Origin of the sequence: Neoroseomonas alkaliterrae (assembly GCF_014199195.1) — a bacterium.
Lineage (GTDB): Bacteria > Pseudomonadota > Alphaproteobacteria > Acetobacterales > Acetobacteraceae > Neoroseomonas > Neoroseomonas alkaliterrae.
Genome location: NZ_JACIJE010000009.1, coordinates 132793 through 156795 on the forward strand (window position 1 = coordinate 132793; position 24003 = coordinate 156795).

Consider the following 24003-nt stretch of genomic DNA (forward strand, 5'->3'; position numbering starts at 1 on the left):
GTCATCCGCGGATCAACGGAGGGATACCCCAGTGAACAAGCAGGACCTGATTGCCGCCGTCGCCGAGGCGGCCGATCTGCCGAAGGCCAAGGCCGGCGACGTCGTGGACGCCGTCTTCGAGGCGATCCAGAAGTCGCTCAAGAAGAAGCAGGAAGTCCGCCTGGTCGGCTTCGGCACCTTCTCGACCTCCAAGCGCAAGGCCGGCAAGGGCCGCAACCCCCGCACGGGCGAGGAGATCAAGATCCCTGCCTCCACCACCGTGCGCTTCAAGGCCGGCAAGGGCCTCAAGGACGCCGTGAACTGATCCTTCCCCGCGGGGATGGAACCGCCAGGGGCCGGTCCGCAAGGGCCGGCCCTTGTGCTATGCGGTGGGGCAGGGGGCGCTTAGCTCAGCGGTAGAGCGCCTGTCTTACACACAGGATGTCGCTGGTTCGATCCCGGCAGCGCCCATTCATCTCGCGCCACCCCGTGCCGTGGGCTGGCCCGAGATGAATCTCCCGGAGGGAGAGCGTAACTACCCGCAGCGCATTGCGTTGCGGCGCGGCCCACCGACCAACGCACCACCTTCACAGCACCGCTTGACGAAACCCGCCCCAGCCCGTATCCCCCGCCACCTGTCGCGGTTACGCGGGTGTAGCTCAGTCGGTTAGAGCGCCGGCCTGTCACGCCGGAGGTCGCGGGTTCGAGCCCCGTCACTCGCGCCACGCCGCGCTTCATCGGACGGAAAGCGGCGCTGCGGGATCATCCGCGGCGCCGCTTTCGTCTGTGCGGCACGCAGCCTCGATATCCTTGAAATCATTCCGCCGCGCCCTATGGCGAAGCGCGAGAAGGGCGGCTAATGTCCGCCCGCGCTGCGCTGCGGCATGACGCCCCGCGCGGCAACTGCGTGCCCGGAAAACGGGCAGGGGAGCCAGGTTGAGATGACCCAGCCGCTGCTGGCCGAGTACTTTCCGGTCCTCGTCTTCCTCGGGATCGCGGCGGGCATCGCCATCGCCATGGTCGGCGGCGCCTTCCTCGCGGCCCGGCAGAAGCCCTATGCCGAGAAGCTCTCGGCCTATGAATGCGGCTTCGCCCCCTTCGACGACACGCGGCGCCGGTTCGACGTGCGCTTCTACCTGGTCGCCATCCTCTTCATCATCTTCGACCTCGAGGTGGCGTTCCTCTTTCCCTGGGCGATCACGCTCGGGGATATCGGCTGGCTCGGCTTCGGCTCGATGATGGCCTTCCTCTTCGTGCTGACGGTCGGCTTCCTCTACGAATGGCGCAAGGGCGCCCTGGACTGGGAGTGAGCGCAGCATGAGCGGCGCCAGCAACGAGATCGCCTGGAACAGCCAGGCCCTGCCGCCGGGCGCGGCGCAGGATGCCGTGATCGGGCAGGTGACGGACGAGATCCAGGAGAAGGGCTTCGTCGTCGCCAACATCGACAAGGTGGTGAACTGGGCGCGCACCGGCTCGCTCTGGCCGATGACCTTCGGCCTCGCCTGCTGCGCGGTGCCGATGATCCACGCCTACATGGCGCGCTACGACCTCGACCGCTTCGGCATCATCCCGCGCGGTAGCCCGCGCCAGTCCGACGTGATGATCGTGGCAGGCACGCTGACCAACAAGATGGCCCCCGCGCTGCGCAAGGTCTACGACCAGATGAGCGAGCCGCGCTGGGTGATCTCCATGGGCTCCTGCGCGAACGGCGGCGGCTACTACCACTATTCCTACAGCGTGGTGCGCGGCTGCGACCGCATCGTGCCGGTGGACGTGTATGTGCCGGGCTGCCCGCCGACGGCCGAGGCGCTGGTCTACGGCATCCTGCAACTGCAGAAGAAGATCCGGCGGACGGGGACCATCCTGCGTGGCTGAGAACGAGATCGCGGCGGCGGAGCCCGCCGCGCCCGAGAATCCGCTCCGTGCCCTCGGCGCGGCCATCGCGGCCGCGGCCGGTGGCGCGGTCACCGAGGTGACGCTGGCGCGCGGCGGCGCCGAACTCGTGCTGCGCGCGCGCCGCGAATCGCTGCCGGCCTTGATGCTGCTGCTGCGCGACGACCCGCGCTTCGCCTTCGAGCAGTGCATGGACATCTGCGGCGTGGACTGGCCGCAGGAGGCCGAGCGGTTCGAGGTCGTCTACAACCTGCTGAGCCTCTCCCATAACCATCGCGTGCGCGTCTCGGTGACGACCGACGCCGCGACGCCGGTGCCTTCGGTCGCTGCCATCTGGCCCTCCGCGACCTGGTACGAGCGCGAGACCTGGGACATGTACGGCGTGGTCTTCGAGGGCCAGCCCGATCTGCGCCGCCTGCTGACGGACTATGGCTTCGAGGGCCATCCGCTTCGCAAGGACTTTCCGCTCACCGGCTTCGTCGAGCTGCGCTACGACGAGGAGTTGAAGCGCGTCGCCTACGGCCCGGTGCAGCTCACGCAGGAATACCGCAACTTCGACTACCTCAGCCCCTGGGAAGGGATGACGACGCTCCCGGGGGACGAGAAGGTCCATCTGAACCGTCTGGAGGGCCCGGCATGAGCGGCCAGCCCCTGCTCGGCGAGGCGCCCGTCGAGACGACGAAGCGCAGCGTCGAGGTCGAGAGCCACACGATCAATTTCGGTCCGCAGCACCCCGCCGCGCATGGCGTGCTGCGCCTGATCCTCGAGATGAAGGGCGAGGTGGTGGAGCGTGCCGATCCGCATATCGGCCTGCTGCACCGCGGCACCGAGAAGCTGATCGAGCACAAGACCTACATCCAGGCGCTGCCGTATTTCGACCGGCTCGACTACGTCAGCCCGATGTGCATGGAGCATCCCTTCGCGCTGGCGACGGAGCGGCTGCTCGGCATCGAGGCGCCGGAGCGGGCGCAGTACATTCGCGTGCTCTTCGCGGAGCTGACGCGCATCCTGAACCACCTGCTGAACATCACGACCTATGCGCTCGATTGCGGCGCCATCACGCCCGCCCTCTGGGGCTTCGAACAGCGCGAGACGCTGCTCGAGTTCTACGAGCAGGTCAGCGGCAGCCACTACCACGCCAACTACTTCCGCCCGGGCGGCGTGGCGAAGGATCTGCCGCCGGGGCTCGAGGACCGCATCGGCGAATGGGCGCGGAAGTTTCCCGCCTTCATCGACGACCTTTCGGGCCTGCTGACCGAGAACCGCATCTTCAAGCAACGCACCGTGGACATCGGCGTGATGACGGCCGAGCAGGCGATGGAGTGGGGCTTCTCCGGCCCCTGCCTGCGTGCCTCCGGCTGCGCATGGGACCTGCGCAAGGCGCAGCCCTACGACGTCTATGACCGGATGGAGTTCGACGTTCCGGTGGGCACGCGCGGGGACTGCTACGACCGCTACCTCGTGCGCATGCTCGAGATGCGCGAGAGCCTCAGGATCATCCACCAGTGCCTCAACCAGATGAAGCCTGGCCCGGTGAAGGTGCTCGACAACAAGATCGCACCGCCGAAGCGCAGCGAGATGAAGCGCTCGATGGAAGCGCTGATCCATCACTTCAAGCTCTACACCGAGGGCTACCACGTGCCGGCCGGCAGCACCTACACGGTGACCGAGGCGCCCAAGGGCGAGTTCGGCGTCTATCTCGTGGCGGACGGCACGAACAAGCCGTATCGCTGCAAGATCCGCGCGCCGGGCTACGCGCATCTGCAGGCGATGGAGGTGCTGTCCAAGGGGCACATGCTGGCCGACGCGGTGGCTGTGATCGGCTCGCTTGACGTGGTGTTCGGGGAGATCGACCGGTGAGCGCGCCGCAGCACGAGGAACCCGCCTCCTTCGCCTTCGATGCGGAGAGCGAGGCGAAGATCGCGACGATCATCCGGCGCTACCCCGAGGGCAAGCAGGCCTCGGCGGTGATCCCTCTGCTCTACGTCGCGCAGAAGCAGATGGGGCGGCAGACGGGCAGCGCCTGGGTCCCGCGCGTGGCGATGGACGTGATCGCGGAGCGGCTCGGCATGCCGCCGATCCGCGTCTATGAGGTCGCGACCTTCTACTTCATGTTCAACACGCGACCGATCGGCCGCTATCACCTGCAGGTCTGCGGCACCACGCCCTGCATGCTGCGCGGGTCGGACGAGGTGCTGCGCGCCTGCAAGGATGCCGGCGGCCTCAAGGGCTACGGCGACACCAGCGCGGACGGCAATTTCACGCTCACCGAGGTCGAGTGCCTCGGCGCCTGCGTGAACGCGCCGGTGCTGCAGGTGGACGACGACTACTACGAGGACCTCGACTACGAGAGCACGGTCAGGCTGATCGAGGCGCTGAAGCGCGGCGAGCGGCCGAAGCCGGGCAGCGCGATCGGGCGCCATTCGAGCGAGGCCGCCGGCGGCGCGACTGCGCTGACGGGCGCGGAGCAGGACTGAGCCATGGCGCTTTCCGACAAGGACCGCATCTTCCGGAACCTCTACGGGTTCCAGCCCTGGAACCTCGATGCCGCGCGCCGGCGCGGCAACTGGGACGGGACGGCGGCGATCCTCGCGAAAGGTCGCGACGCGATCATCGAGGAAGTGAAGAACTCCGGCCTGCGCGGACGCGGCGGTGCGGGCTTCCCGACCGGCATGAAGTGGTCCTTCATGCCGAAGCAGTCGGATGGCCGCCCCTCCTACCTCGTGGTGAACGCCGACGAGTCCGAGCCCGGCACCTGCAAGGACCGCGACATCATCCGCCACGATCCGCACACGCTGATCGAGGGCTGCCTGATCGCCGGCTTCGCGATGGGCGCGGTCGCCGGCTACATCTACATCCGCGGCGAGTACTACAACGAGAGCGTGGTGCTCGAGGCGGCGATCCAGGAAGCCTATGATGCCGGGCTTCTCGGCCGGAACGCCTGCGGCTCGGGCTACGACTTCGACCTCTACGTCCATCGCGGGGCAGGGGCCTATATCTGCGGCGAAGAGACGGCACTGATCGAGAGCCTCGAGGGCAAGAAGGGCATGCCGCGGCTGAAGCCGCCATTTCCCGCCGCCGTTGGCCTCTATGGCTGCCCGACCACGGTGAACAACGTCGAGACCATCGCCGTCGTGCCGGAGATCATGCGGCGCGGCGCCGACTGGTTCGCCTCCTTCGGGCGGCCGAAGAACTCGGGGACCAAGATCTTCTGCATCCAGGGGCACGTGAACAAGCCGTGCAACGTGGAAGCGGAAATGAGCATCCCCATGCGCGAGCTCATCGAGCGCTATGCGGGCGGGGTTCGCGGCGGCTGGGACAACCTGCTCTGCGTCATTCCCGGCGGCTCCTCCACGCCGCTGCTTCCGAAGCACATCTGCGACGACGTGCTGATGGATTTCGACGCGCTGCGCGAGCACAAGTCGGGCCTCGGCACCGCGGGCGTGATCGTGATGGACAAGTCCACCGACGTCATCAAGGCGATCGCGCGGCTGTCGGCCTTCTACAAGCATGAGAGCTGCGGCCAGTGCACGCCCTGCCGCGAGGGCATGGGCTGGGTGAAGCGCATGATGGACCGGATGGTCGAAGGCAATGCGGAGATCGAGGAGATCGACGTCCTCGAGAACGTCACGCGCCGGATCGAGGGCCATACCATCTGCGCGCTCGCCGATGGCGGCGTCTGGCCGGTGCAGGGGCTGATCCGCCACTACCGGCCGCTGATGGAAGAACGCATCCAGGCGTACAAGGCGCGGCACCAGCGCCTCGCGGCGGAGTAGGCGCCATGGCGAAGGTCACGGTCGATGGCATCGAGGTGGAGGTGCCGAACGGCGCCTCCGTGCTGCAGGCCTGCGAGGCCGCGGGCAAGGAGATCCCGCGCTTCTGCTACCACGAGCGCTTGAGCGTCGCGGGCAATTGCCGCATGTGCCTCGTCGAGGTGGAGCGCGCGCCGAAGCCGGTCGCCTCCTGCGCCTATCCCGTTGCGGACGGCATGAAGGTGTTCACCGACACGCCGGTGGTGCGCAATGCGCGCCGCGGCGTGATGGAGTTCCTGCTGATCAACCATCCGCTCGACTGCCCGATCTGCGATCAGGGCGGCGAGTGCGACCTGCAGGACCAGGCCTACGCCTACGGCCACGACACCTCGCGCTACGGCGAGCCGAAGCGCGCGGTGAAGGACAAGGACATCGGGCCGCTCATCAAGACCGTGATGACGCGCTGCATCCAGTGCACGCGCTGCGTCCGCTTCGCCGCCGAGGTCGCCGGAACGCCCGAACTGGGCGGCACCAACCGCGGCGAGAACATGGAGATCGGCACCTATGTCGAGAAGGCGCTGACCTCCGAGCTCTCCGGCAACCTGATCGACATCTGCCCGGTCGGTGCGCTGACGTCGCGGCCCTACGCCTTCGTGTCGCGCCCCTGGGAACTGACCAAGACGGACAGCATCGACGTGCTGGACGCTGTCGGCGCGAATATCCGCGTGGATGCGCGCGGGCCGGAGGTGCTTCGCATCATCCCCCGCATCAACGAGGCGGTGAACGAGGAGTGGATGGCCGATCGCGGCCGCTTCTCCTTCGACGGGCTGAAGCGGCGGCGGCTCGATCGCCCCTGGGTGCGCAAGGACGGCAAGCTGGTCGCGGCGACTTGGCCGGAGGCCTTCGCGGCCATCGCGACCAGGCTCGCCGCGCTCCCGCCCGAGCGCATCGGCGCGATCGCCGGGGCGCTGGCCGATGCCGAGAGCACGCTCGTGCTGAAGGAGCTGATGGCCGCCTACGGCTCGAACAACCTCGACTGCCGGGACGATTTCGCGGCGATCGACGCGGGCCGCCCGGATTTCTGGCGCTTCAACACCACCATCGCCGGGATCGAGGAGGCGGACGCGCTGCTCATCATCGGCAGCGACGTGCGGCGCGAGGCGCCGGTGCTGAACGCCCGCATCCGCAAGCGCTGGACGGCCGGCAAGTTCCCTGTCGGCTTCGTCGGGCCGCGCGGGGTGGACCTGACCTATCCGGCCCGGCATATGGGGGAGGGGCCTGCGGCGATGCGCGCCTTCTCCGAAACCCTGAAGGCCGCGCAGAAGCCGATGATCATCCTCGGCCGCGGCGCTCTGCGGCGGCCGGACGGTCCGGCGGTGCTTGCTGCGGCGTGGTCGCTCGCCGCCGATGTCGGCGCGCTGAAGCCCGATTGGCACGGCTTCAACCTTCTGCACCTGTTCGGCGGGCAGGTCGGCGCACTGGAACTCGGCTTCGTCAGCGGCAAGCCGCTGGCGGAGATGCTTGCCGGCGGCGTCGGCGCGCTGTGGCTGCTGAATGCCGACGGCTTCGATCCCGCGCGCATCGCCGCCGACACCTTCGTGATCTACCAGGGCCATCACGGGGATGCGATGGCCTCTCGCGCCGATGTCATCCTGCCGGGAGCGGCCTACACCGAGAAGGACGCGACCTGGGTCAATACGGAGGGCCGCGCCCAGCGCGGGCATCGCGCGATCTTCCCGCCCGGCGAGGCGAAGGAGGATTGGCGCATCATCCGCGCCTTCAGCGAAGGCGTGGGCAAGGCGCTGCCCTATGACGACATCGGCGCCATCCGCGCCCGGCTTGCGGAGGTGAGCCCTGTCTTCGCCCGCGTGGGCGAAGTGGCGCGCACAGGCTGCGCGGACATCACCGGTCCGGCTGCCGGCGGTGAGGTGTCGGATGCGCCCTTCGTGCTGCCGATCCCGGTCTACCACCAGGCCGACGTGATCAGCCGCGCCTCCGAGGTGATGGCCACCTGTGCCGCGGTCTATGGGCCGCAGCCGGCCCTGGCGGCGGAGTGAGGCCATGGATTTCTTCTTCAACCATCCGCTCGGGATCCTGATCCTCACCGTCGTGAAGGCGCTCGCCTTGCTGGTGCCGCTGCTGATCGGCGTCGCCTACCTGACCTATGCCGAGCGCAAGGTGCTGGCCGCCATGCAGCTCCGCAAGGGTCCGAATGTCGTCGGTCCCTTCGGGCTGTTCCAGCCCTTCGCGGACGCGATCAAGATGCTGATGAAGGAGACGATCGTGCCGACCGGCGCGAACCGCCTCCTGTTCCTGTTCGCGCCGATGCTGACCTTCATGCTGGCGATGCTGGCCTGGGCCGTCATCCCGGTGAACGACGGCTGGGCGATCGCCGACATCAATGTCGGCATCCTTTACCTCTTCGCGATCTCGAGCCTCGGCGTCTATGGCGTGATCATCGCGGGCTGGGCGTCCAACTCGAAATACGCCTTCCTCGGCGCGCTGCGCTCGGCGGCGCAGATGGTCTCCTACGAAGTCAGCATGGGTTTCGTGATCGTGACCGTGCTGCTCTGCGTCGGCTCGCTGAACCTGACCGAGATCGTCCGGGCGCAGCAGAATGTCTGGTTCGTCATTCCGCTGTTCCCGATGTTCGTGATCTTCTTCATCTCGACCCTTGCGGAGACGAACCGCGCGCCCTTCGACCTGCCGGAGGGCGAGTCCGAACTCGTGGCCGGCTTCTTCGTGGAATACAGCTCGATGTCCTTCGCGCTGTTCTTCCTCGGGGAATACGCGAACATGATCCTGATGTCGGCGCTCACGACCATCCTGTTCCTCGGGGGATGGCTGCCGCCGATCGACATCGCGCCCTTCAACTGGGTGCCCGGGCCGGTCTGGTTCGTGCTCAAGATCTGCTTCTGCCTGTTCGTGTTCATCTGGGTCCGCGCGACCTTCCCGCGCTACCGCTACGACCAGCTCATGCGCCTCGGCTGGAAGGTGTTCCTGCCCTTCTCGCTCGCCTGGCTCGTGCTGACCGCGGCGGTGCTGAAGCTGACCGGCTGGCTGCCGGCTTGATGGGGTCCTGACCATGGCCGCTCTCGACCGCGTCGCGCGCAGCCTGCTGCTCTCCGAGCTCGTCTCGGGGATGGCGCTGACGCTCAAGTACTTCTTCAAGAAGAAGGTGACGCTGAACTACCCCTATGAGCGCGGGCCGCTGGGGCCGCGCTTCAAGGGCGAGCACGCGCTGCGCCGCTACCCGAACGGCGAGGAGCGCTGCATCGCCTGCAAGCTGTGCGAGGCCGTCTGCCCGGCCCAGGCCATCACCATCGAGGCCGAGCCGCGCGAGGACGGATCCCGCCGGACCACGCGCTACGACATCGACATGACGAAGTGCATCTATTGCGGCCTCTGCGAGGAGGCCTGCCCGGTGGATGCCATCGTCGAGGGGCCGAACATGGAATTCGCCGCCGAGACGCGCGAGGAACTGATCTACACCAAGGAGAAGCTCCTCGATAACGGCGACCGCTGGGAGCCGATGCTCGCCGAGCGGCTGCGCCTCGACGCGCCCTACCGGTGAGCGTGCGATGATCGCTGCCCTGGCCTTCTACGCCTTCGCCGCCATCCTGATCGCCTCCGCGGTCATGGTGGTCACCGCGCGCAACCCGGTCCATGCGGTGCTGTTCCTCATCCTCGCCTTCTTCAACGCGGCGGGGCTGTTCCTGATCGCGGGCGCCGAGTTCCTCGCGATGATCCTCGTCATCGTCTATGTCGGGGCGGTCGCGGTTCTGTTCCTCTTTGTCGTGATGATGCTGGACATCGACTTCGCGCAGTTGCGCGAGGGCTTCCAGCGCTACGCGCCGTTCGGTGCCGTCATCGGCGGCATCCTGCTCATCGAGCTCTTCATGGCCGTCACAGTCTGGCGCTTCGCGCCGGAGGCGGCGACGCTGCGCCTCAACCCGAACCCGGAAGGCGTGACCAATGCCGAAGCGCTCGGGCGCATCCTCTACACGGACTACATCTACCTCTTCCAGGCGGCCGGCCTGATCCTCCTGGTCGCCATGATCGGCGCCATCGTCCTCACGCTGCGAGACCGGCCGGGCACGCGGCGGCAGGACATCGCGGCGCAGGTCTCGCGCTCCGGCAGCGTCTCCGTGCGGAGGGTGCCGCTCGGCGCCGGCCTCAAGGAGATCGGCATCGAGCGCCCGCCCTCGCCTGAGGAGACGGCCCCCAAGCCCATCGAACACCATCACGGGGGGCATCACTGATGATGGCCGTCTCGCTCGCCCACTACCTGACCGTCTCGGCGATCCTGCTCGTTCTCGGGGTGTTCGGCATCTTCCTCAACCGGAAGAACGTCATCGTCATCCTGATGTCGGTCGAGCTGATGCTGCTGGCGGTGAACCTGAACCTCGTGGCCTTCTCCGCCGCGCTGAACGACCTGACCGGCCAGGTGTTCACCATGTTCATCCTGACCGTCGCGGCAGCCGAGGCCGCGATCGGGCTCGCCATCGTTGTCATCTACTTCCGCAACCGCGGAACCATCGAGGTCGAGGACATCTCGACCCTGAAGGGCTGAGCGCATGTTCGTCGGCGCCGTCTTCTTCCCGCTGCTGGGTGCGAGCATCGCGGGCCTCTTCGGCCGCTGGATCGGCGATCGCGCCGCGCAGATGGCCACCATCATCTGCATGGTGCTTGCCGCCATCTGCGGGCTTGCCGCCTTCTGGCAGGTCGCGCTCGGCCAGGCGCCGAGCACGGTCGAGATCGTGACCTTCCTCGATGTCGGCGGCTTCGAGGTATCCTGGGCGCTGCGGTACGACACGCTCAGCGCCGTCATGGTCGGGATGGTCACGCTGATCTCGACGCTGATCCACATCTACAGCGTCGGCTACATGTCCCACGACCCGGACCGGCCGCGCTTCTTCGCCTATCTCTCGCTGTTCACCTTCATGATGCTGATGCTGGTGACGGCGGACAACCTCGTGCAGCTCTTCTTCGGCTGGGAGGGGGTTGGCCTCGCCTCCTACCTGCTGATCGGCTTCTGGTACGAGAAGGAGAGCGCCTGCGCCGCGGCGATGAAGGCCTTCATCGTGAATCGCGTCGGCGACCTCTTCTTCATGCTGGGCCTGGCGCTGACCTTCTGGGTGTTCGGCTCGGTCGAGTTCAGCACCATCTTCGCCTCAGTGGACCAGCATCGCGGTGCCGCCTTCGCGGGCCTGCCCGCCTACGAGGTCATCTGCGTGCTGCTGTTCCTCGGCGCCTGCGGCAAGTCGGCGCAGCTCGGCCTGCACACCTGGCTGCCGGACGCGATGGAGGGCCCGACCCCGGTTTCCGCTCTCATCCACGCGGCGACGATGGTCACCGCCGGCGTGTTCCTCGTCGCGCGGATGTCGCCGGTCTTCGAATACGCGCCGACCGCGCTGGCGCTGGTGACGGTGGTCGGCGCCTCGACCGCGCTCTTCGCCGCGACGGTCGGCTGCGTGCAGAACGACATCAAGCGCATCATCGCTTACTCGACCTGCTCGCAGCTCGGCTACATGTTCTTCGCCGCCGGCGTGGGGGCCTATCAGGGCGCGATCTTCCACCTCTTCACCCACGCCTTCTTCAAGGCGCTGCTCTTCCTCGGCGCGGGTTCCGTGATCCACGCGATGTCTGACGAGCAGGACATCCGCAAGATGGGCGGCATCTGGCGCAAGATCCCGATCACCTATGCACTGATGTGGATCGGTTCCCTCGCGCTCGCGGGCGTGCCGTATTTCGCCGGCTACTACTCGAAGGATTTCGTGCTCGAGGCCGCCTTTGCGGCGAATACCAGCGTCGGCATGTATGCTTTCGTGTGCGGCCTCGCCGCTGCCTTCCTGACGGCCTTCTACTCCTGGCGCCTCATCATCCTGACGTTCCACGGCACGCCGCGGGCCGATGCCGAGACGATGGCCCATGTGCATGAGAGCCCGCCCGTGATGATCGTGCCCCTGCTGGTCCTTGCGCTCGGGGCGGTCGTAACCGGCGCCGTGTTCTACCCCTACTTCGTGGGCTACGAGTGGGGCCAGTTCTGGAACGGCGCCATTGTCAACGCGCCGCACAACCACATCATGGAGGCCGCGCACCACGTGCCCTCCTGGGTGCCACTGGCGCCGACCGTGGTGGGGCTCTCGGGAATCGCGCTCGCCTATCTGCTCTACATGCTGGCGCCGTCCATTCCCGGCAGGCTCGCCGCGAGCTTCGGCGGCGTGTACCGCTTCCTTCTGAACAAGTGGTACTTCGACGAGCTCTATGACGCGATCTTCGTCCGCCCTGCCCGCGCGCTCGCGCGCGTCCTTTGGCAGACGGCCGATGCCCGCATCATTGACGGCGTGCCCAACGGCGCGGCCTCGCTCGCGGACGACGTGGCGGGCGGGGCGGTCCGCATCCAGACCGGCCGCGTCGCCTCCTACGCATTCGTCATGATCGCGGGGCTCGCGGTCTTCGTCACACTTCTCGCTTTCGGTGCCGCACGATGAACGCCGCCGGCTTCCCGCTGCTCAGCCTACTCACCTTCCTGCCCCTGGCCGGCGCGCTCTTCATCCTGACGCTGCGCGGGGAGGAGAAGGTCGTCGCCGAGAACGCGCGCTGGACCGCGCTGTGGACCAGCCTGATCGTCTTCGCGCTCTCCCTCATCCTGTGGTTCCGCTTCGACAAGGCGGATCCGGGCTTCCAGTTCGTCGAGCGCCTCGACTGGCTGGCCGATATCGGCATCACCTACCACATGGGCGTGGACGGCATCTCGGTGCTGTTCGTCCTGCTCTCCACGCTGCTGACGCCGATCTGCATCCTGGCCTCCTGGGACGCCATCCAGAACCGGGTGCGGGAGTACATGGTCGCCTTCCTCGTCCTCGAGACGATGATGGTCGGCATGTTCTGCGCGCTCGACTTCATCGTGTTCTACATCTTCTTCGAGGGCGTGCTGATCCCGATGTTCCTCATTATCGGGGTGTGGGGCGGCAAGCGGCGCGTCTATGCCTCCTTCAAGTTCTTCCTCTACACGCTGCTCGGATCGGTGCTGATGCTGCTCGCGATCCTGCTGCTGTGGTATCGCGCGGGCACCACGGACATCCCCACGCTGTTCCAACATGCCATCCCGCCGGCGCTGCAGACGTGGATCTTCCTCGCCTTCTTCGCCTCCTTCGCGGTGAAGGTACCGATGTGGCCCTTCCACACCTGGCTGCCGGACGCGCATGTGGAGGCGCCCACGGCCGGCTCGGTCATCCTCGCGGGCGTGCTGCTGAAGATGGGCGCCTACGGCTTCCTGCGCTTCAGCCTGCCGATGCTGCCCCATGCCAGCGCGGATTTCGCGCCCTTCATCTACGCGCTCTCGATCATCGCGGTGGTCTACACCTCGCTGGTCGCGCTGGCGCAGGAGGACATGAAGAAGCTCATCGCCTATTCCTCGGTCGCCCATATGGGCATCGTCACGCTGGGCATCTTCACCTTCAACGCGCAGGGGCTTTCGGGCGCCCTGTTCACGATGCTGTCCCACGGCGTCGTCTCGGGTGCGCTCTTCCTCTGCGTGGGCGTCCTCTACGACCGCGTCCACTCGCGCGAGATCGCGCGCTACGGCGGTGTCGCGAAGATCATGCCGGCCTACGCCCTGGTCTTCATGCTCTTCACCATGGCCTCGGTCGCGCTGCCCGGCCTCGCTGGGTTCCCGGGCGAGCTGCTCGTCATCGTCGGCGCGTGGAAGATCAACCCCTGGGTCGCCTTCGGCGCGGCGCTCGGCATGATCCTCGGCGCGGCCTACATGCTCTTCCTCTACAAGCGGGTCGCCTTCGGCCGGATCACGCGGGAGGATCTGCGCGGCCTCGCGGACATGTCGCCGCGCGAGCATCTCGTCTTCGCGCCGCTGATTCTGCTGGCCGTCTGGATGGGCGTCCATCCGCAGTCCTTCCTCTCCTTCTTCGAGGCCTCGGTGAACGCGCTGGTGGTGCGCCACGAGGCGGCTCTTGCGGCCACCCGCCTGGCCGGGATGTGAACCGATGAACTGGACCCTCGCCCTGCCGGAGATCGTGCTCGCGCTCTCCGGCCTCGCCATCCTCGGCGTCGGCGTCCTGCCGCGGCGGGACACCTACGATGCGAGCTGCATGGCCACGATCGGCGCCTTCATCCTCACCGGGGCGCTGGTGCTCGGCTCGCCCGAAGGCACGGCCTTCGGAGGGCAGATCGTCTCGGATGCCTTCACGCGGTTCATGAAGCTCTTCACCCTCGGCGGCGCGGCGCTCGCGCTGCTGCTTTCGCTCGAATGGAACCGGGCGGAAGGGATCGCGCGCTTCGAGTATCCGGTGCTGGTGCTCTTCGCCACGCTCGGCATGCTCGTGATGATCTCGGCGAACGACCTCATGAGCCTCTACATGGGGCTCGAGCTGCTCTCGCTCTCGCTCTATGTCCTCGCCTCCTTCGACCGCGACAATGCCCGCAGCGCGGAGGCAGGCCTCAAGTACTTCGTGCTCGGCGCGCTCTCCTCGGGCCTCATGCTCTACGGCATGTCCCTCGTCTATGGCTTCGCCGGCACCACCAACTTCGACCGCCTGGCCGATGCCATGGCCACCCCGGCGAACGTCTCCTCGGGCGTGATCGTCGGCATGGTGTTCATGATCGCCGGCTTCACCTTCAAGGTCGCGGCGGTGCCCTTCCACATGTGGACGCCCGACGTCTACGAGGGCGCGCCCTCGAGCGTCGTCGCCTACTTCGCCACCGCGACCAAGGTCGGCGCCATCGCCGTCATCGTCCGTGTCATGGCCGGCCCCTTCGGCAGCCTGGCGGACCAGTGGCAGCAGGTGCTGATGCTCTCCTCGCTCGCCTCCATGGTGCTCGGCGCCTTCGCCGCCCTGCGGCAGGAGAACATCAAGCGCCTGATGGCCTATTCCTGGATCAGCCACACGGGCTTCGTGATGATGGGCCTCGCCGCCGGCGGCGATGCGGGCCTGCGCGGCGTCATCCTCTACACGCCGATCTACCTTCTCATGAGCCTCGGCGCCTTCGCCGTGATCGTCGCGATGCGGCGGCAGGGCAGGGCGGTCGAGACGGTGGGCGACCTTGCCGGCCTCGCCAGGACCGATCTCGGCATGGCGGTCTGGATGGCCATCTTCATGTTCTCCATGGCCGGCATCCCGCCGCTCGCGGGCTTCTTCGCCAAGGTCTTCGTCTTCAAGGCGGCGATCGACGCCGGGCTCTGGACGCTCGCCGTCGTCGGCGTGCTTGCCTCGGTCGTCTCGGCCTTCTACTACCTGCGCATCGTCAAGGTGATGTTCTTCGACGAGCCGGCCGGCGCGCTCGATGTCCGCCCCACGGGCGCCTCCTTCGTGATGGCGAGCACCGGCCTGTTCAACGCGCTCTTCTTCCTCTGGCCCGCGCCGCTCGTCGCCGCCGCGCAGGCCGCCGCCGCCGCGCTCCTGGGGTGAGCGGCGCAGCCTTCCGCCTCCGCGTCCACGAGGCGCTGCCCAGCACCTCGGATCTCGTCCTGCGCCTGGCCGAGGCCGGCGAGCCCGAGGGCCTCGCCGTCCTCGCGCGCCGTCAGACGGCCGGGCGCGGCACCCAGGGCCGCGCCTGGGAAGGGCGCGCGGGCAATCTCCATCTCAGCGTCCTGCTCCGCCCGTCCGAGCCCATGCGCCATGCCCCGCAATGGGGCCTGCTCGCGGCCGTCGCGCTCGCCGATGCGGTCGCGGACTACCTGCCCGATCCGGCTGTGCTCCGCCTCAAATGGCCCAATGACCTGCTGCTGAACGGCGCCAAGGCCGCGGGCATCCTGGCCGAGGCCGCGGCCGGCCCGGATTCGCGCATCGCTTGGCTCAGCCTCGGCTTCGGCGTGAACCTTGCCCATGCGCCCGAGGTGCCGGGCCGCGCCACCGCCTGCCTCGCCGATGCCGGCATCGCCGCGCCCGCGCCCGAGGCCTTCGCCCAACGCCTGCTCGCCGCCCTCGCGCGCCGCCGGCGCGAGAGGCTGCTCGAGGGCTTCGGCCCGATCCGCGCCGCCTGGATGGCCCGCGGGCCGGCGCTCGACACGCTGCTGGCCGTGCATCGGGGCGGCTGCGAGATCGCCGGACGTTTCGCGGGCCTCGCCGAGGATGGCAGCCTGCTGCTCGCCAGCGGCGGCCGCATCCACGCCGTCGCCTCGGGGGAGGTCACCTGAGCCATGCTGCTCGCCATCGATGCCGGCAACACGAATGTCGTCTTCGCCGTCCATGACGGGCGCGAATGGCGCGGGCGCTGGCGCATCGCGACGCGCGCGGACCGCACCTCGGACGAATACGCGGTCTGGCTGCTCGCGCTGTTCCAGCACGCGGGCGTGAACGCGAACGATGTCACGCGCTGCGTCATCGGCACCGTGGTGCCCGCCGCGCTCTACAATCTCCGCCGCCTCTGCCGCGACTGGTTCGACACCGAGCCGCTGATCGCCCGCGCGCCGCTCGACTGGGGCTTCGAGATCCGCGTGGACCAGCCGAACGAGGTCGGCGCCGACCGCCTGCTCAACGCGCTGGCGAGCCACACGCATTACGGCGGCCCGCTGGTGGTGATCGACTTCGGCACCGCCACCACCTTCGACGTGGTGGACGGCGACGGCGCCTATCTCGGCGGCGTCATCGCTCCCGGCATCAACCTCTCGATCGAGGCGCTCCACAAGGCCGCCGCGCGCCTGCCGCGCATCGGCATCGGCCGCCCGCAGGCGGTGATCGGCCGCGCGACCGTCCCCGCCATGCAGTCCGGCATCTACTGGGGCTATGTCGGCATGATCGAGGGCATCGTCGCGCGCATCAAGGCGGAGTTCGGCGCGCCGCTCAAGGTCATCGCCACCGGCGGCCTCGCGCCCCTCTTCGCCGAGGGCACCCTTGTCATCGAGAAGACCGACCCCGACATCACGCTCGAGGGACTGCGCCTCCTCGCGGACCGCAACCCCGTTCCCGTCTTCCACCACTCAGCGCTGCGCGACCCTCTGCGCTCGGAGTCCGACTGACCGACATGGATGCCGTCTCTGGCGACCTCGCCTTCCTCCCCCTCGGCGGGACGGGCGAGATCGGGATGAACCTCAACGTCTATCGCTGCGACGAGGCGCTGCTCGCAGTGGATTGCGGCATCGGCTTCGCGGGCGATGACGCCCCCGAGGTGGACATCATGGTGCCCGACCCGGCCTGGCTTGCGGAACGCCGCGACCGGCTGGTAGGCCTCGTGATCACCCATGCGCATGAGGACCATCTCGGCGCGGTCGCGCATCTGTGGCGGCAGTTCCGCTGCCCCGTCCACGCCACGCCCTTTGCCGCCGCCGTGCTGACGCGCAAGCTGACGGAAGCGGGCATGATCCACGAGGTGCCGCTCGTGGTGACGCAGCCCCGCGCGCGCTTCCGCCTCGGGCCCTTCGACCTCGAATACATCCCCGTCGCGCATTCCATCCCAGAGGCCCAGGCGCTCGCGATCCGCACGCGCCACGGCCTCGTGCTGCATACCGGCGACTGGAAGCTCGACCCCGATCCGCTGATCGGCCCCCGCACGGACGAGGCCGCCTTCGCGGCCCTCGGCGAGGAAGGCGTGCTCGCCATGATCTGCGATTCGACCAACGCCATGGTCGAGGGGCATTCGGGCAGCGAGGCGGAGGTGCGGCGCAATCTCGCCGCGCTGATCCGTGGCCTCAAGGGCCGCGTCGCCGTCACCGGCTTCGCCTCCAATGTCGCGCGCCTCGAATCCATCGCGCTCGCCGCGCGCGCGGCGGGGCGTCAGGTTTCGCTGTTCGGACGCTCGCTGCGCAACATCGAGCAGGCGGCGCGCGACTGCGGCTACCTGAAATCCATTCCCCCCTTCGTGCCGGAGGAGGAGGCGGGCTTCCTGCCCGATGACGAGATCCTCCTCGTCTGCACCGGCAGCCAGGGCGAGCCGCGCTCGGCCATGGCCAAGATCGCCGAGGACACCCACCCCCACATCGCGCTGGGGGAGGGGGATACGGTCATCTTCTCCTCCCGCCGCATCCCGGGGAACGAACGCGCCATCCAGCGCGTGCAGGACGGGCTCGCGCGGCGCGGCTGCCGCGTGATGACGGACGAGGACCACATGGTCCATGTCTCCGGCCACCCAGCGCGGGACGAGTTGCGCCGCCTCTACGCCCTGGTCAGGCCGCGCTTCGCGGTGCCCGTGCATGGCGAATGGCGGCACATGCAGGAACACGCCGCCCTCGCGACCGAATGCGGCGCCGTGCCCTTCCTGATCGAGGACGGCGACGCGCTGCGCCTCTCGGGCAACCGCCCCGAGGTGTGCGAGAGCGTGCCCGCTGGCCGCCTTGCGGTGGACGGGGACCGGCTGGTGCCGATGGATGGCAGCCTGCTCGCGCAGCGGCGACGGATGATGTTCAACGGCGTGGTGGTCGCCTCGCTCGCGGTGGACGGGCAGGGCCGCCTGCTCGGCGAGCCGCAGATCTCCGCCCCGGGCCTGTTCGAGATGGGCGACCCCGAACCGGGCCTGATCGCCGCCGAGCTGCGCCGCGGCCTCGCCGAGATGCCGGCCGCGCTGCGCCGCGGCGACGACGAGTTGCGCGAGGCCGTGCGCGCCACGCTGCGCAAGCAGGTCGGACGGCGGCTGCGCAAGCGCCCGACGGTCGAGGTCCACGTCATCCGCGTCTGACCCGCGCCGGGCAAGGGATCGGTCGTTCCCCGGGAGGCGGCCCCGGCAGCCCGGCGGCGATGGGCACGCCCGGCCGGTCAGCGCCGGCCGATCCCGAGCGTCGGGTCGGCGGGGGGCAGGCCCAGCGACTGGTCCACCCGGTCCACCACGCCGCCGCCCTGGGGGCGGTTCGGTGCCTCGGCCAGCTCCTGCGCCCGCGCCGCGGCGATCGCGGCCTCGCGCGCCGCGATCTCTGCTGGCGTGCGGGCCGGCATGGCGAGCGCCTCCATCATGGCCCGTTCATGCTCGGCAATGCGGCCCTCCCGCGGCGTTTCGTGCCCGGCCGAGGCCCCGCCGCCGGATTCGCCCGCGGCCAGGGCAGCGGGCGGCAGGACCAGCGCAGCGGCCGGCATGGCGAGCAGGACGAGCAGCATCGCACTCGGAACGGCCTTCCGCCTGCCAGTCATAACACGGTCCCTGGATCAGTCGTCATGGCGGGCATCGCGCCTCACCCCCTGGCGAAGGGGCGGGGAATGCGCCACCTAGCGATCATGACATGGTTCACCGGCATCGTCGTCTATCTGCTCGTGTGGTGGACGGCCCTGTTCTGCGTCCTGCCGATCGGCACACGCCCCGATCCGGCGGGCGACCCCGCCGCCGGCGGCTGGCGCGGCACGCCGGTCGCGGCCCGGCTCGGGGCCAAGCTGATCGGGACCACCGTCCTCGCCAGCCTGATCTGGCTCGGCATCTGGGCGCTGGTGGAGAGCGAATGGCTCTCCTTCCGCAGCGGCATCCTGGCCATGCCGGGTTCCTGACCGTTTTCGGGGCAGGCTGGGCAGCCCATGGTCACGGCATGTGCAGAATCGGGCCGGGCGCCGCATTTTTCGGCTTTTCGCCTTGGGTTTCCCGTTGTCCGGCAGCCGCCCAGCCGTCACTCTGATGCACAGGAAGAGTTGGTGCTCTTCCTGCCGTGTGACTGGCGTTTCCTCCCTAAACTTGGGCCGCGACCCTTGGGGCGCGGCCCTTTCTTTTCCTAAGCAATCCTCACGGCCGCGTGCAAGTGGAAAACTGCCACAGGCGGCCTTTCGCCGATATTTCCTGTCGCCGGGCCTCACGCCGCCGCACGCTTCTTTCGCGCCGCGCCGGCGCCGCTGGCCCCTTCCGGCAATGCCCGGCCGCCGTTAGGGTCCGCCGCGAATCCCCGCCCGCATCGCAGCAAAGGATCGCAACTTGCGCCTCTCCCGCGCCTTCCTGCCGACGCTCAAGGAAACCCCCGCCGAGGCGCAGATCGCCTCCCACCGCCTGATGCTGCGCGCCGGGCTGGTCCGGCAGACCTCGGCCGGCATCTATGCCTGGCTGCCGGCCGGGCTGCGCGTGCTGCGCAAGGTCGAGCAGATCGTGCGCGAGGAACAGGACCGCGCCGGCGCGCAGGAGATCCTGATGCCGACGATCCAGCCGGCCGAGCTCTGGCGCGAGTCCGGTCGCTACGACGACTACGGCAAGGAGATGCTGCGCATCCGCGACCGGCACGAGCGCGAGATGCTGTTCGGCCCGACCAACGAGGAGATGGTGACCGACATCTTCAAGCAGTTCGCGAAATCCTACCGCGACCTGCCGCGCAACCTCTACCACATCCAGTGGAAGTTCCGCGACGAGGTGCGCCCGCGCTTCGGCGTGATGCGCGGCCGCGAATTCCTGATGAAGGACGCCTATTCCTTCGACCTCGACCAGGCGGGCGCGCAGCATTCCTACCGCCAGATGTTCCTCGCCTACCTCCGCACCTTCCAGCGCATGGGGCTGACCGCCGTGCCGATGCGCGCGGACACCGGGCCGATCGGCGGCAATCTCAGCCACGAGTTCATCATCCTGGCCGAGACGGGCGAGAGCGCCGTCTTCTACGACGCCGCCTACGAGGAGACGGACTGGGCCGGCAGCACCGTCGCCTATGACGACGTGGCGGGGCTCAAGTCCTTCTTCGAGCGCGTCACCGCGACCTACGCCGCGACCGACGAGATGCACGACCCCGCGGCATGGGCCGCCGTGCCCGAGGCCCGGCGCCGCGAGGGGCGGGGCATCGAGGTCGGCCACGTCTTCTATTTCGGCACCAAGTATTCCGCCGCCATGGGCCTCGCCGTGGCCGGCCCGGATGGCGCGCTGGTCACGCCGGAGATGGGCTCCTACGGCATCGGCGTCTCGCGCCTCGTCGGCGCGCTGATCGAGGCCAACCACGACGAGGCCGGGATCAAGTGGCCCGATGCGGTCGCCCCCTGGTCCGCCGCCATCCTGAACCTGCGCCCCGGCGATGCCGCGACGGATGCGCTGAGCGAGGCGCTCTACGCCCGCCTCGGCGAGGACGCGGTCTATGACGACCGTCCCGCCCGCGCGGGCGAGAAATTCGCCGATGCCGACCTGATGGGCTTCCCCTGGCAGGCCATCATCGGCCCGCGCGGCGCGGCGGCCGGCCGTATCGAACTCAAGCGCCGCGCGAGCGGCGAACGCGCCGAGGTCTCGCTCGAGGACGCGGTGGCACGCATCCGCGGTTCCTGACGCCGCATGTTCGACGCCTTCGAGCGCGCCATCGCCTTCCGCTACCTGCGCGCGCGCAAGGGCGAACGCTTCGTCTCGATCACCGCGGCCTTCTCGCTGCTCGGCATCACCCTCGGCGTGGCCGCGCTCATCATCGTCACCAGCGTGATGAACGGCTTCCGCGCCGACCTGATGAACCGGATCATCGGGCTGAACGGCCACCTCACCGTGCAGCCCGAGCGGGGCCGCGTGCTGGCCGATCACGAGGCCCTCGTCGCGCGCCTCGCCACCTTTCCGGGCGTCGCGCAGGCCGCACCGGTGGTGGACGGCCAGGTGCTGCTCTCCGCGCCGGGCGGCGGGGCAGGGGCTGCGATGCTGCGCGGCCTGCCGCCCGAGGCGCTCGCCGCGCGGCCGGTCATCCGCCGCGGCATCCGCCTCGGCAGCCTCGAGGCCTTCGGCGAACCGGACAGCGTCATCGTCGGCGCGCGCCTCGCCGCGCGGCTGCGCCTGCAGCCGGGGGACACGCTCACGCTCCTGCTGCCCCAGGCCCGCGGCGGGGATTTCACCGCCGCGCCGCGCCAGCGCGCGCTCCGCGTCGCCGCCACCTTCGACGTCGGCATGCCGGAATACGACGGCCGCTTCCTCTTCGTCCCGCTCGCCACCGCCCAGGCGCTGTTCGGCCTCGGCGAGGCGGTGAACCAGGTCGAGCTGCTGGTGGACGACCCCGCCCGCGTCGCGCAGGTCACCGCGGCGGTGCGCGCCGCGGTGGCGGGCAGTCCGCTGCGCGTGGTGGACTGGCAGGGGGCGAACAGCAGCATCTACGCCGCGGTGGTGATCGAGCGGAACGTGATGTTCCTCATCCTCACCCTCATCGTGATCGTCGCGGCCTTCAACATCGTCTCCTCGCTGACCATGCTGGTGAAGGACAAGGCGCGCGACATCGCCATCCTGCGCACCATGGGCGCGCCACGCGGGGCGATCCTGCGCATCTTCCTGCTCTGCGGCGCGAGCATCGGCTGCGGCGGCACGCTGGTCGGCTTCGCCCTCGGTCTCGGCGTCGCGACGAACTTCCCGGCCTTGCGCGGCTGGCTCGCGCGCCTCGACGCCGTGATGCCGCTCGGGCCCGAGCTCCGCTTCCTGATGCAACTGCCCTCGGTGGTGGAGCCGCGCGAGGTGGTGGCGATCCTCGCCATGGGCCTCGGCCTGTCGCTGCTGGCGACACTCTATCCCTCCTGGCGGGCCGCGCGGGTGGACCCGGTCGAGGGGCTGCGCCATGGCTGAGGCCGGCGTGTTCAGCGCCTTCGAGCGCAGCATCGCCGCGCGCTACCTGCGCGCGGGGCGGGGCGAGCGCGCCGTCTCCCTCATCGCCGCCTTCTCGCTCGCGGGCATCGCGCTCGGTGTCGGCACGCTCATCGTCGTGCTCGCGGTGATGGGCGGCTTCAGACAGGAGATGCAGGCGCGCATCCTCGGCCTGAACGGCCATCTCGGCATCGTGTCGGGCGAGGGGCCGATGCGCGGCTATGCCGAGGCCGCCGCGCGCATCCGCGCCCTGCCCATGGTCGCGCAGGCGGTGCCGGTGCTGGAAGGCCAGGTGCTGCTCACCACCGATGCCGGCGCCTCGGCCGGCGGCCTCGTGCGCGGGATCGCGCCCGCGGATCTGCGCGCCCGGCCCATGGTCGCGGGCAACATCCGCGCCGGCAGCCTCGCGGATTTCGAGGGCGAGGACGCCATCGCCATCGGCACGGTGCTGGCCCGCCGCCTCGATGTCGGCGTCGGGGACCGTGTGACCGTGGTCTCGCCCGAGGGCCGGGTCACGGTCTTCGGCACCGTGCCGCGCCTGCGCGCCTATCGCGTGGTGGCCGTCTTCGAGGTGGGCATGCAGGACTATGACGGCGGCTTCGTCTTCATGCCGCTGCCCGCCGCGCAGCTGTTCTTCCGCCAGCCCGGCGCGGTCAGCCAGATCGAGGTCCATCTGCGCGACCCCGATGCCTCCTTCGCCGCGGCGGAGGCCATCCGCTCGGCGCTTTCGGACCGCCGCATCGCGCTGCTCGACTGGCAGGATGCCAACAGCGGCTTCTTCCAGATCGTGCAGGTGCAGCGGAACGTGATGTTCCTGATCCTGACGCTGATCATCCTCGTCGCCGCCTTCAACATCATCTCCTCCCTCATCATGCTGGTGAAGGACAAGGGGCGGGACATCGCCATCCTGCGCACCATGGGGGCGGGCAGGGGGGCGGTGATGCGGATCTTCCTGCTCTGCGGTGCTGCGATCGGCGGGCTCGGCACGGCGGCCGGGCTCGTGCTCGGCCTGCTCTTCTGCGCGAATATCGAGGCGATCCGCCAGGCGCTGATGCGCGCCACCGGCACCGCCGTCTTCGATCCCGAGATCTACTTCCTCACCCGCATCCCCGCGGTGGTGGACCCGTGGGAGGTCGCGCAGGTGGCCGCGCTCTCCCTCGGCCTGTCGCTGCTCGCCACGCTCTATCCCTCCTGGCGCGCCGCGCGCCTCGACCCCGTGGAGGCCCTGCGCGATGAGTGAACCGCCGCTCCGCCTCGCCGGCGTGGAGCGCCGCTACCGCAGCGGCGCGGGCGAGTTGCCCGTGCTGCGCGGCGCCGACCTGACGCTCTCCGCCGGGGAGATCGTCGCGCTCGTCGCCCCTTCCGGCACCGGCAAGTCCACGCTGCTGCACCTCGCCGGGCTGCTCGAACGCCCCGATGGCGGGGAGGTGTTCGTGGAAGGCCGCGCCGCGGGCACCCTGGCCGATGACGCGCGCACGGCGATCCGCCGCGCGACCATCGGCTTCGTCTACCAGTTCCACCATCTGCTGCCCGAGTTCACCGCCGAGGAGAACATCGCCCTGCCGCAGATGGCCGCAGGCGTTGCGCGCGGCGCGGCCAGGGCGCGCGCGCGCGATCTGCTGGCCGCCTTCGGCCTCTCGGGCCGGGAGGGGCACCGGCCCGGCAAGCTCTCGGGCGGGGAGCAGCAGCGCGTCGCGATCGCCCGCGCGCTGGCCAACCGCCCGCGCATCCTGCTTGCGGACGAGCCGACGGGGAACCTCGATGTCGGCACCTCGGAGCGCGTCTTCGCCGAACTGCTCGACGAGGTGCGCGGGCACGGTGTCGCCGCGCTGGTGGCGACCCACAACCCCGATCTGGCGCGGCGGATGGACCGCATCGTGACGCTGCGCGAGGGCAGGGTGGTCCCGGCCTGAGCCGCGCGTTCCGCCCCGCGCCCCGCTCCGCT

Annotated in this window: 24 protein-coding genes and 2 tRNA genes; 25 read left to right on the forward strand and 1 reads right to left on the reverse strand. The window is 69.2% G+C overall.

Features of this window, described 5'->3' with window-relative positions:
• The first annotated feature begins 31 nt into the window (after positions 1–31).
• From FHS88_RS15785 to FHS88_RS15880, 20 genes are all read left to right on the forward strand, one after another.
• Positions 32–304: an HU family DNA-binding protein gene (locus FHS88_RS15785; protein WP_184486427.1), complete on the forward strand. Its 273-nt coding sequence runs from the start codon at positions 32–34 to the stop codon at positions 302–304.
• A 74-nt stretch (positions 305–378) separates the two neighbouring features.
• Positions 379–450: transfer RNA gene (locus FHS88_RS15790), tRNA-Val, on the forward strand.
• 177 nt (positions 451–627) lie between these two features.
• Positions 628–704, forward strand: a tRNA-Asp gene (locus FHS88_RS15795).
• A 216-nt stretch (positions 705–920) separates the two neighbouring features.
• Complete coding sequence (locus FHS88_RS15800) at positions 921–1289, forward strand: NADH-quinone oxidoreductase subunit A (RefSeq protein WP_184486428.1); 369 nt, start codon at positions 921–923, stop codon at positions 1287–1289.
• 7 nt (positions 1290–1296) lie between these two features.
• Positions 1297–1854: a NuoB/complex I 20 kDa subunit family protein gene (locus FHS88_RS15805; RefSeq protein WP_184486429.1), complete on the forward strand. Its 558-nt coding sequence runs from the start codon at positions 1297–1299 to the stop codon at positions 1852–1854.
• A complete protein-coding gene (locus tag FHS88_RS15810) occupies positions 1847–2512 on the forward strand; it encodes an NADH-quinone oxidoreductase subunit C (RefSeq protein WP_338146608.1) in 666 nt (221 codons plus the stop codon). The genes FHS88_RS15805 and FHS88_RS15810 overlap by 8 nt, the downstream gene beginning before the upstream one ends.
• Positions 2509–3732, forward strand: a complete 1224-nt coding sequence (locus FHS88_RS15815) for an NADH-quinone oxidoreductase subunit D (RefSeq protein ID WP_184486431.1) — start codon at positions 2509–2511, stop codon at positions 3730–3732. The genes FHS88_RS15810 and FHS88_RS15815 overlap by 4 nt, the downstream gene beginning before the upstream one ends.
• On the forward strand, positions 3729–4349 hold the full coding sequence (locus tag FHS88_RS15820) for an NADH-quinone oxidoreductase subunit NuoE (protein ID WP_184486432.1): 621 nt from the start codon (positions 3729–3731) through the stop codon (positions 4347–4349). The genes FHS88_RS15815 and FHS88_RS15820 overlap by 4 nt, the downstream gene beginning before the upstream one ends.
• Before the next feature lie 3 nt (positions 4350–4352).
• Positions 4353–5648 (forward strand): NADH-quinone oxidoreductase subunit NuoF, encoded by a 1296-nt coding sequence (gene nuoF, locus FHS88_RS15825; protein ID WP_184486433.1) that lies wholly within the window; start codon positions 4353–4355, stop codon positions 5646–5648.
• A 5-nt stretch (positions 5649–5653) separates the two neighbouring features.
• Positions 5654–7681, forward strand: coding sequence for an NADH-quinone oxidoreductase subunit NuoG (gene nuoG, locus FHS88_RS15830; protein ID WP_184486434.1), 2028 nt, complete (start codon positions 5654–5656; stop codon positions 7679–7681).
• Between the two features lie 4 nt (positions 7682–7685).
• Positions 7686–8696, forward strand: coding sequence for an NADH-quinone oxidoreductase subunit NuoH (nuoH, locus tag FHS88_RS15835; protein ID WP_184486435.1), 1011 nt, complete (start codon positions 7686–7688; stop codon positions 8694–8696).
• Between the two features lie 13 nt (positions 8697–8709).
• On the forward strand, positions 8710–9198 hold the full coding sequence (nuoI, locus tag FHS88_RS15840; RefSeq protein WP_184486436.1) for an NADH-quinone oxidoreductase subunit NuoI: 489 nt from the start codon (positions 8710–8712) through the stop codon (positions 9196–9198).
• A gap of 7 nt (positions 9199–9205) precedes the next feature.
• Positions 9206–9886, forward strand: a complete 681-nt coding sequence (locus FHS88_RS15845) for an NADH-quinone oxidoreductase subunit J (RefSeq protein WP_184486437.1) — start codon at positions 9206–9208, stop codon at positions 9884–9886.
• On the forward strand, positions 9886–10197 hold the full coding sequence (nuoK, locus tag FHS88_RS15850; RefSeq protein WP_456306797.1) for an NADH-quinone oxidoreductase subunit NuoK: 312 nt from the start codon (positions 9886–9888) through the stop codon (positions 10195–10197). Before FHS88_RS15845 ends, nuoK begins: the two co-directional genes overlap by 1 nt.
• A 4-nt stretch (positions 10198–10201) precedes the next feature.
• Positions 10202–12118, forward strand: coding sequence for an NADH-quinone oxidoreductase subunit L (gene nuoL / locus FHS88_RS15855; RefSeq protein ID WP_184486439.1), 1917 nt, complete (start codon positions 10202–10204; stop codon positions 12116–12118).
• Entirely contained in the window at positions 12115–13626 is a 1512-nt protein-coding gene (locus FHS88_RS15860) for an NADH-quinone oxidoreductase subunit M (RefSeq protein WP_184486440.1), read from the forward strand. Before nuoL ends, FHS88_RS15860 begins: the two co-directional genes overlap by 4 nt.
• Positions 13627–13630: 4 nt before the next feature.
• Complete coding sequence (nuoN, locus tag FHS88_RS15865) at positions 13631–15052, forward strand: NADH-quinone oxidoreductase subunit NuoN (protein WP_184486441.1); 1422 nt, start codon at positions 13631–13633, stop codon at positions 15050–15052.
• A complete protein-coding gene (locus FHS88_RS15870; protein WP_184486442.1) occupies positions 15049–15780 on the forward strand; it encodes a biotin--[acetyl-CoA-carboxylase] ligase in 732 nt (243 codons plus the stop codon). Before nuoN ends, FHS88_RS15870 begins: the two co-directional genes overlap by 4 nt.
• A gap of 3 nt (positions 15781–15783) precedes the next feature.
• The gene (locus FHS88_RS15875) at positions 15784–16602 is read left to right on the forward strand and encodes a type III pantothenate kinase (RefSeq protein WP_184486443.1); all 819 of its coding nucleotides are present in this window, start codon (positions 15784–15786) and stop codon (positions 16600–16602) included.
• A 5-nt stretch (positions 16603–16607) separates the two neighbouring features.
• Entirely contained in the window at positions 16608–18254 is a 1647-nt protein-coding gene (locus tag FHS88_RS15880; RefSeq protein WP_184486444.1) for a ribonuclease J, read from the forward strand.
• Positions 18255–18331: 77 nt separating this feature from the next.
• Here FHS88_RS15880 and FHS88_RS15885 read toward each other — a convergent pair whose 3' ends face one another.
• Positions 18332–18667, reverse strand: a complete 336-nt coding sequence (locus FHS88_RS15885) for a hypothetical protein (RefSeq protein WP_184486445.1) — start codon at positions 18665–18667, stop codon at positions 18332–18334.
• Positions 18668–18784: 117 nt separating this feature from the next.
• Here FHS88_RS15885 and FHS88_RS15890 point away from each other — a divergent pair, with 117 nt between their 5' ends.
• The 5 genes from FHS88_RS15890 to FHS88_RS15910 all read left to right on the forward strand — a co-directional run bounded on the left by FHS88_RS15890 (position 18785) and on the right by FHS88_RS15910 (position 23971).
• Positions 18785–19048 (forward strand): DUF1467 family protein, encoded by a 264-nt coding sequence (locus FHS88_RS15890; protein WP_184486446.1) that lies wholly within the window; start codon positions 18785–18787, stop codon positions 19046–19048.
• 415 nt (positions 19049–19463) lie between these two features.
• Positions 19464–20780, forward strand: a complete 1317-nt coding sequence (gene proS / locus FHS88_RS15895) for a proline--tRNA ligase (protein WP_184486447.1) — start codon at positions 19464–19466, stop codon at positions 20778–20780.
• A 6-nt stretch (positions 20781–20786) separates the two neighbouring features.
• Positions 20787–22040: a lipoprotein-releasing ABC transporter permease subunit gene (locus tag FHS88_RS15900; protein ID WP_184486448.1), complete on the forward strand. Its 1254-nt coding sequence runs from the start codon at positions 20787–20789 to the stop codon at positions 22038–22040.
• 7 nt (positions 22041–22047) lie between these two features.
• Entirely contained in the window at positions 22048–23298 is a 1251-nt protein-coding gene (locus FHS88_RS15905; RefSeq protein ID WP_184486500.1) for a lipoprotein-releasing ABC transporter permease subunit, read from the forward strand.
• The gene (locus FHS88_RS15910; RefSeq protein WP_184486449.1) at positions 23291–23971 is read left to right on the forward strand and encodes an ABC transporter ATP-binding protein; all 681 of its coding nucleotides are present in this window, start codon (positions 23291–23293) and stop codon (positions 23969–23971) included. The genes FHS88_RS15905 and FHS88_RS15910 overlap by 8 nt, the downstream gene beginning before the upstream one ends.
• Positions 23972–24003: the final 32 nt, after the last annotated feature.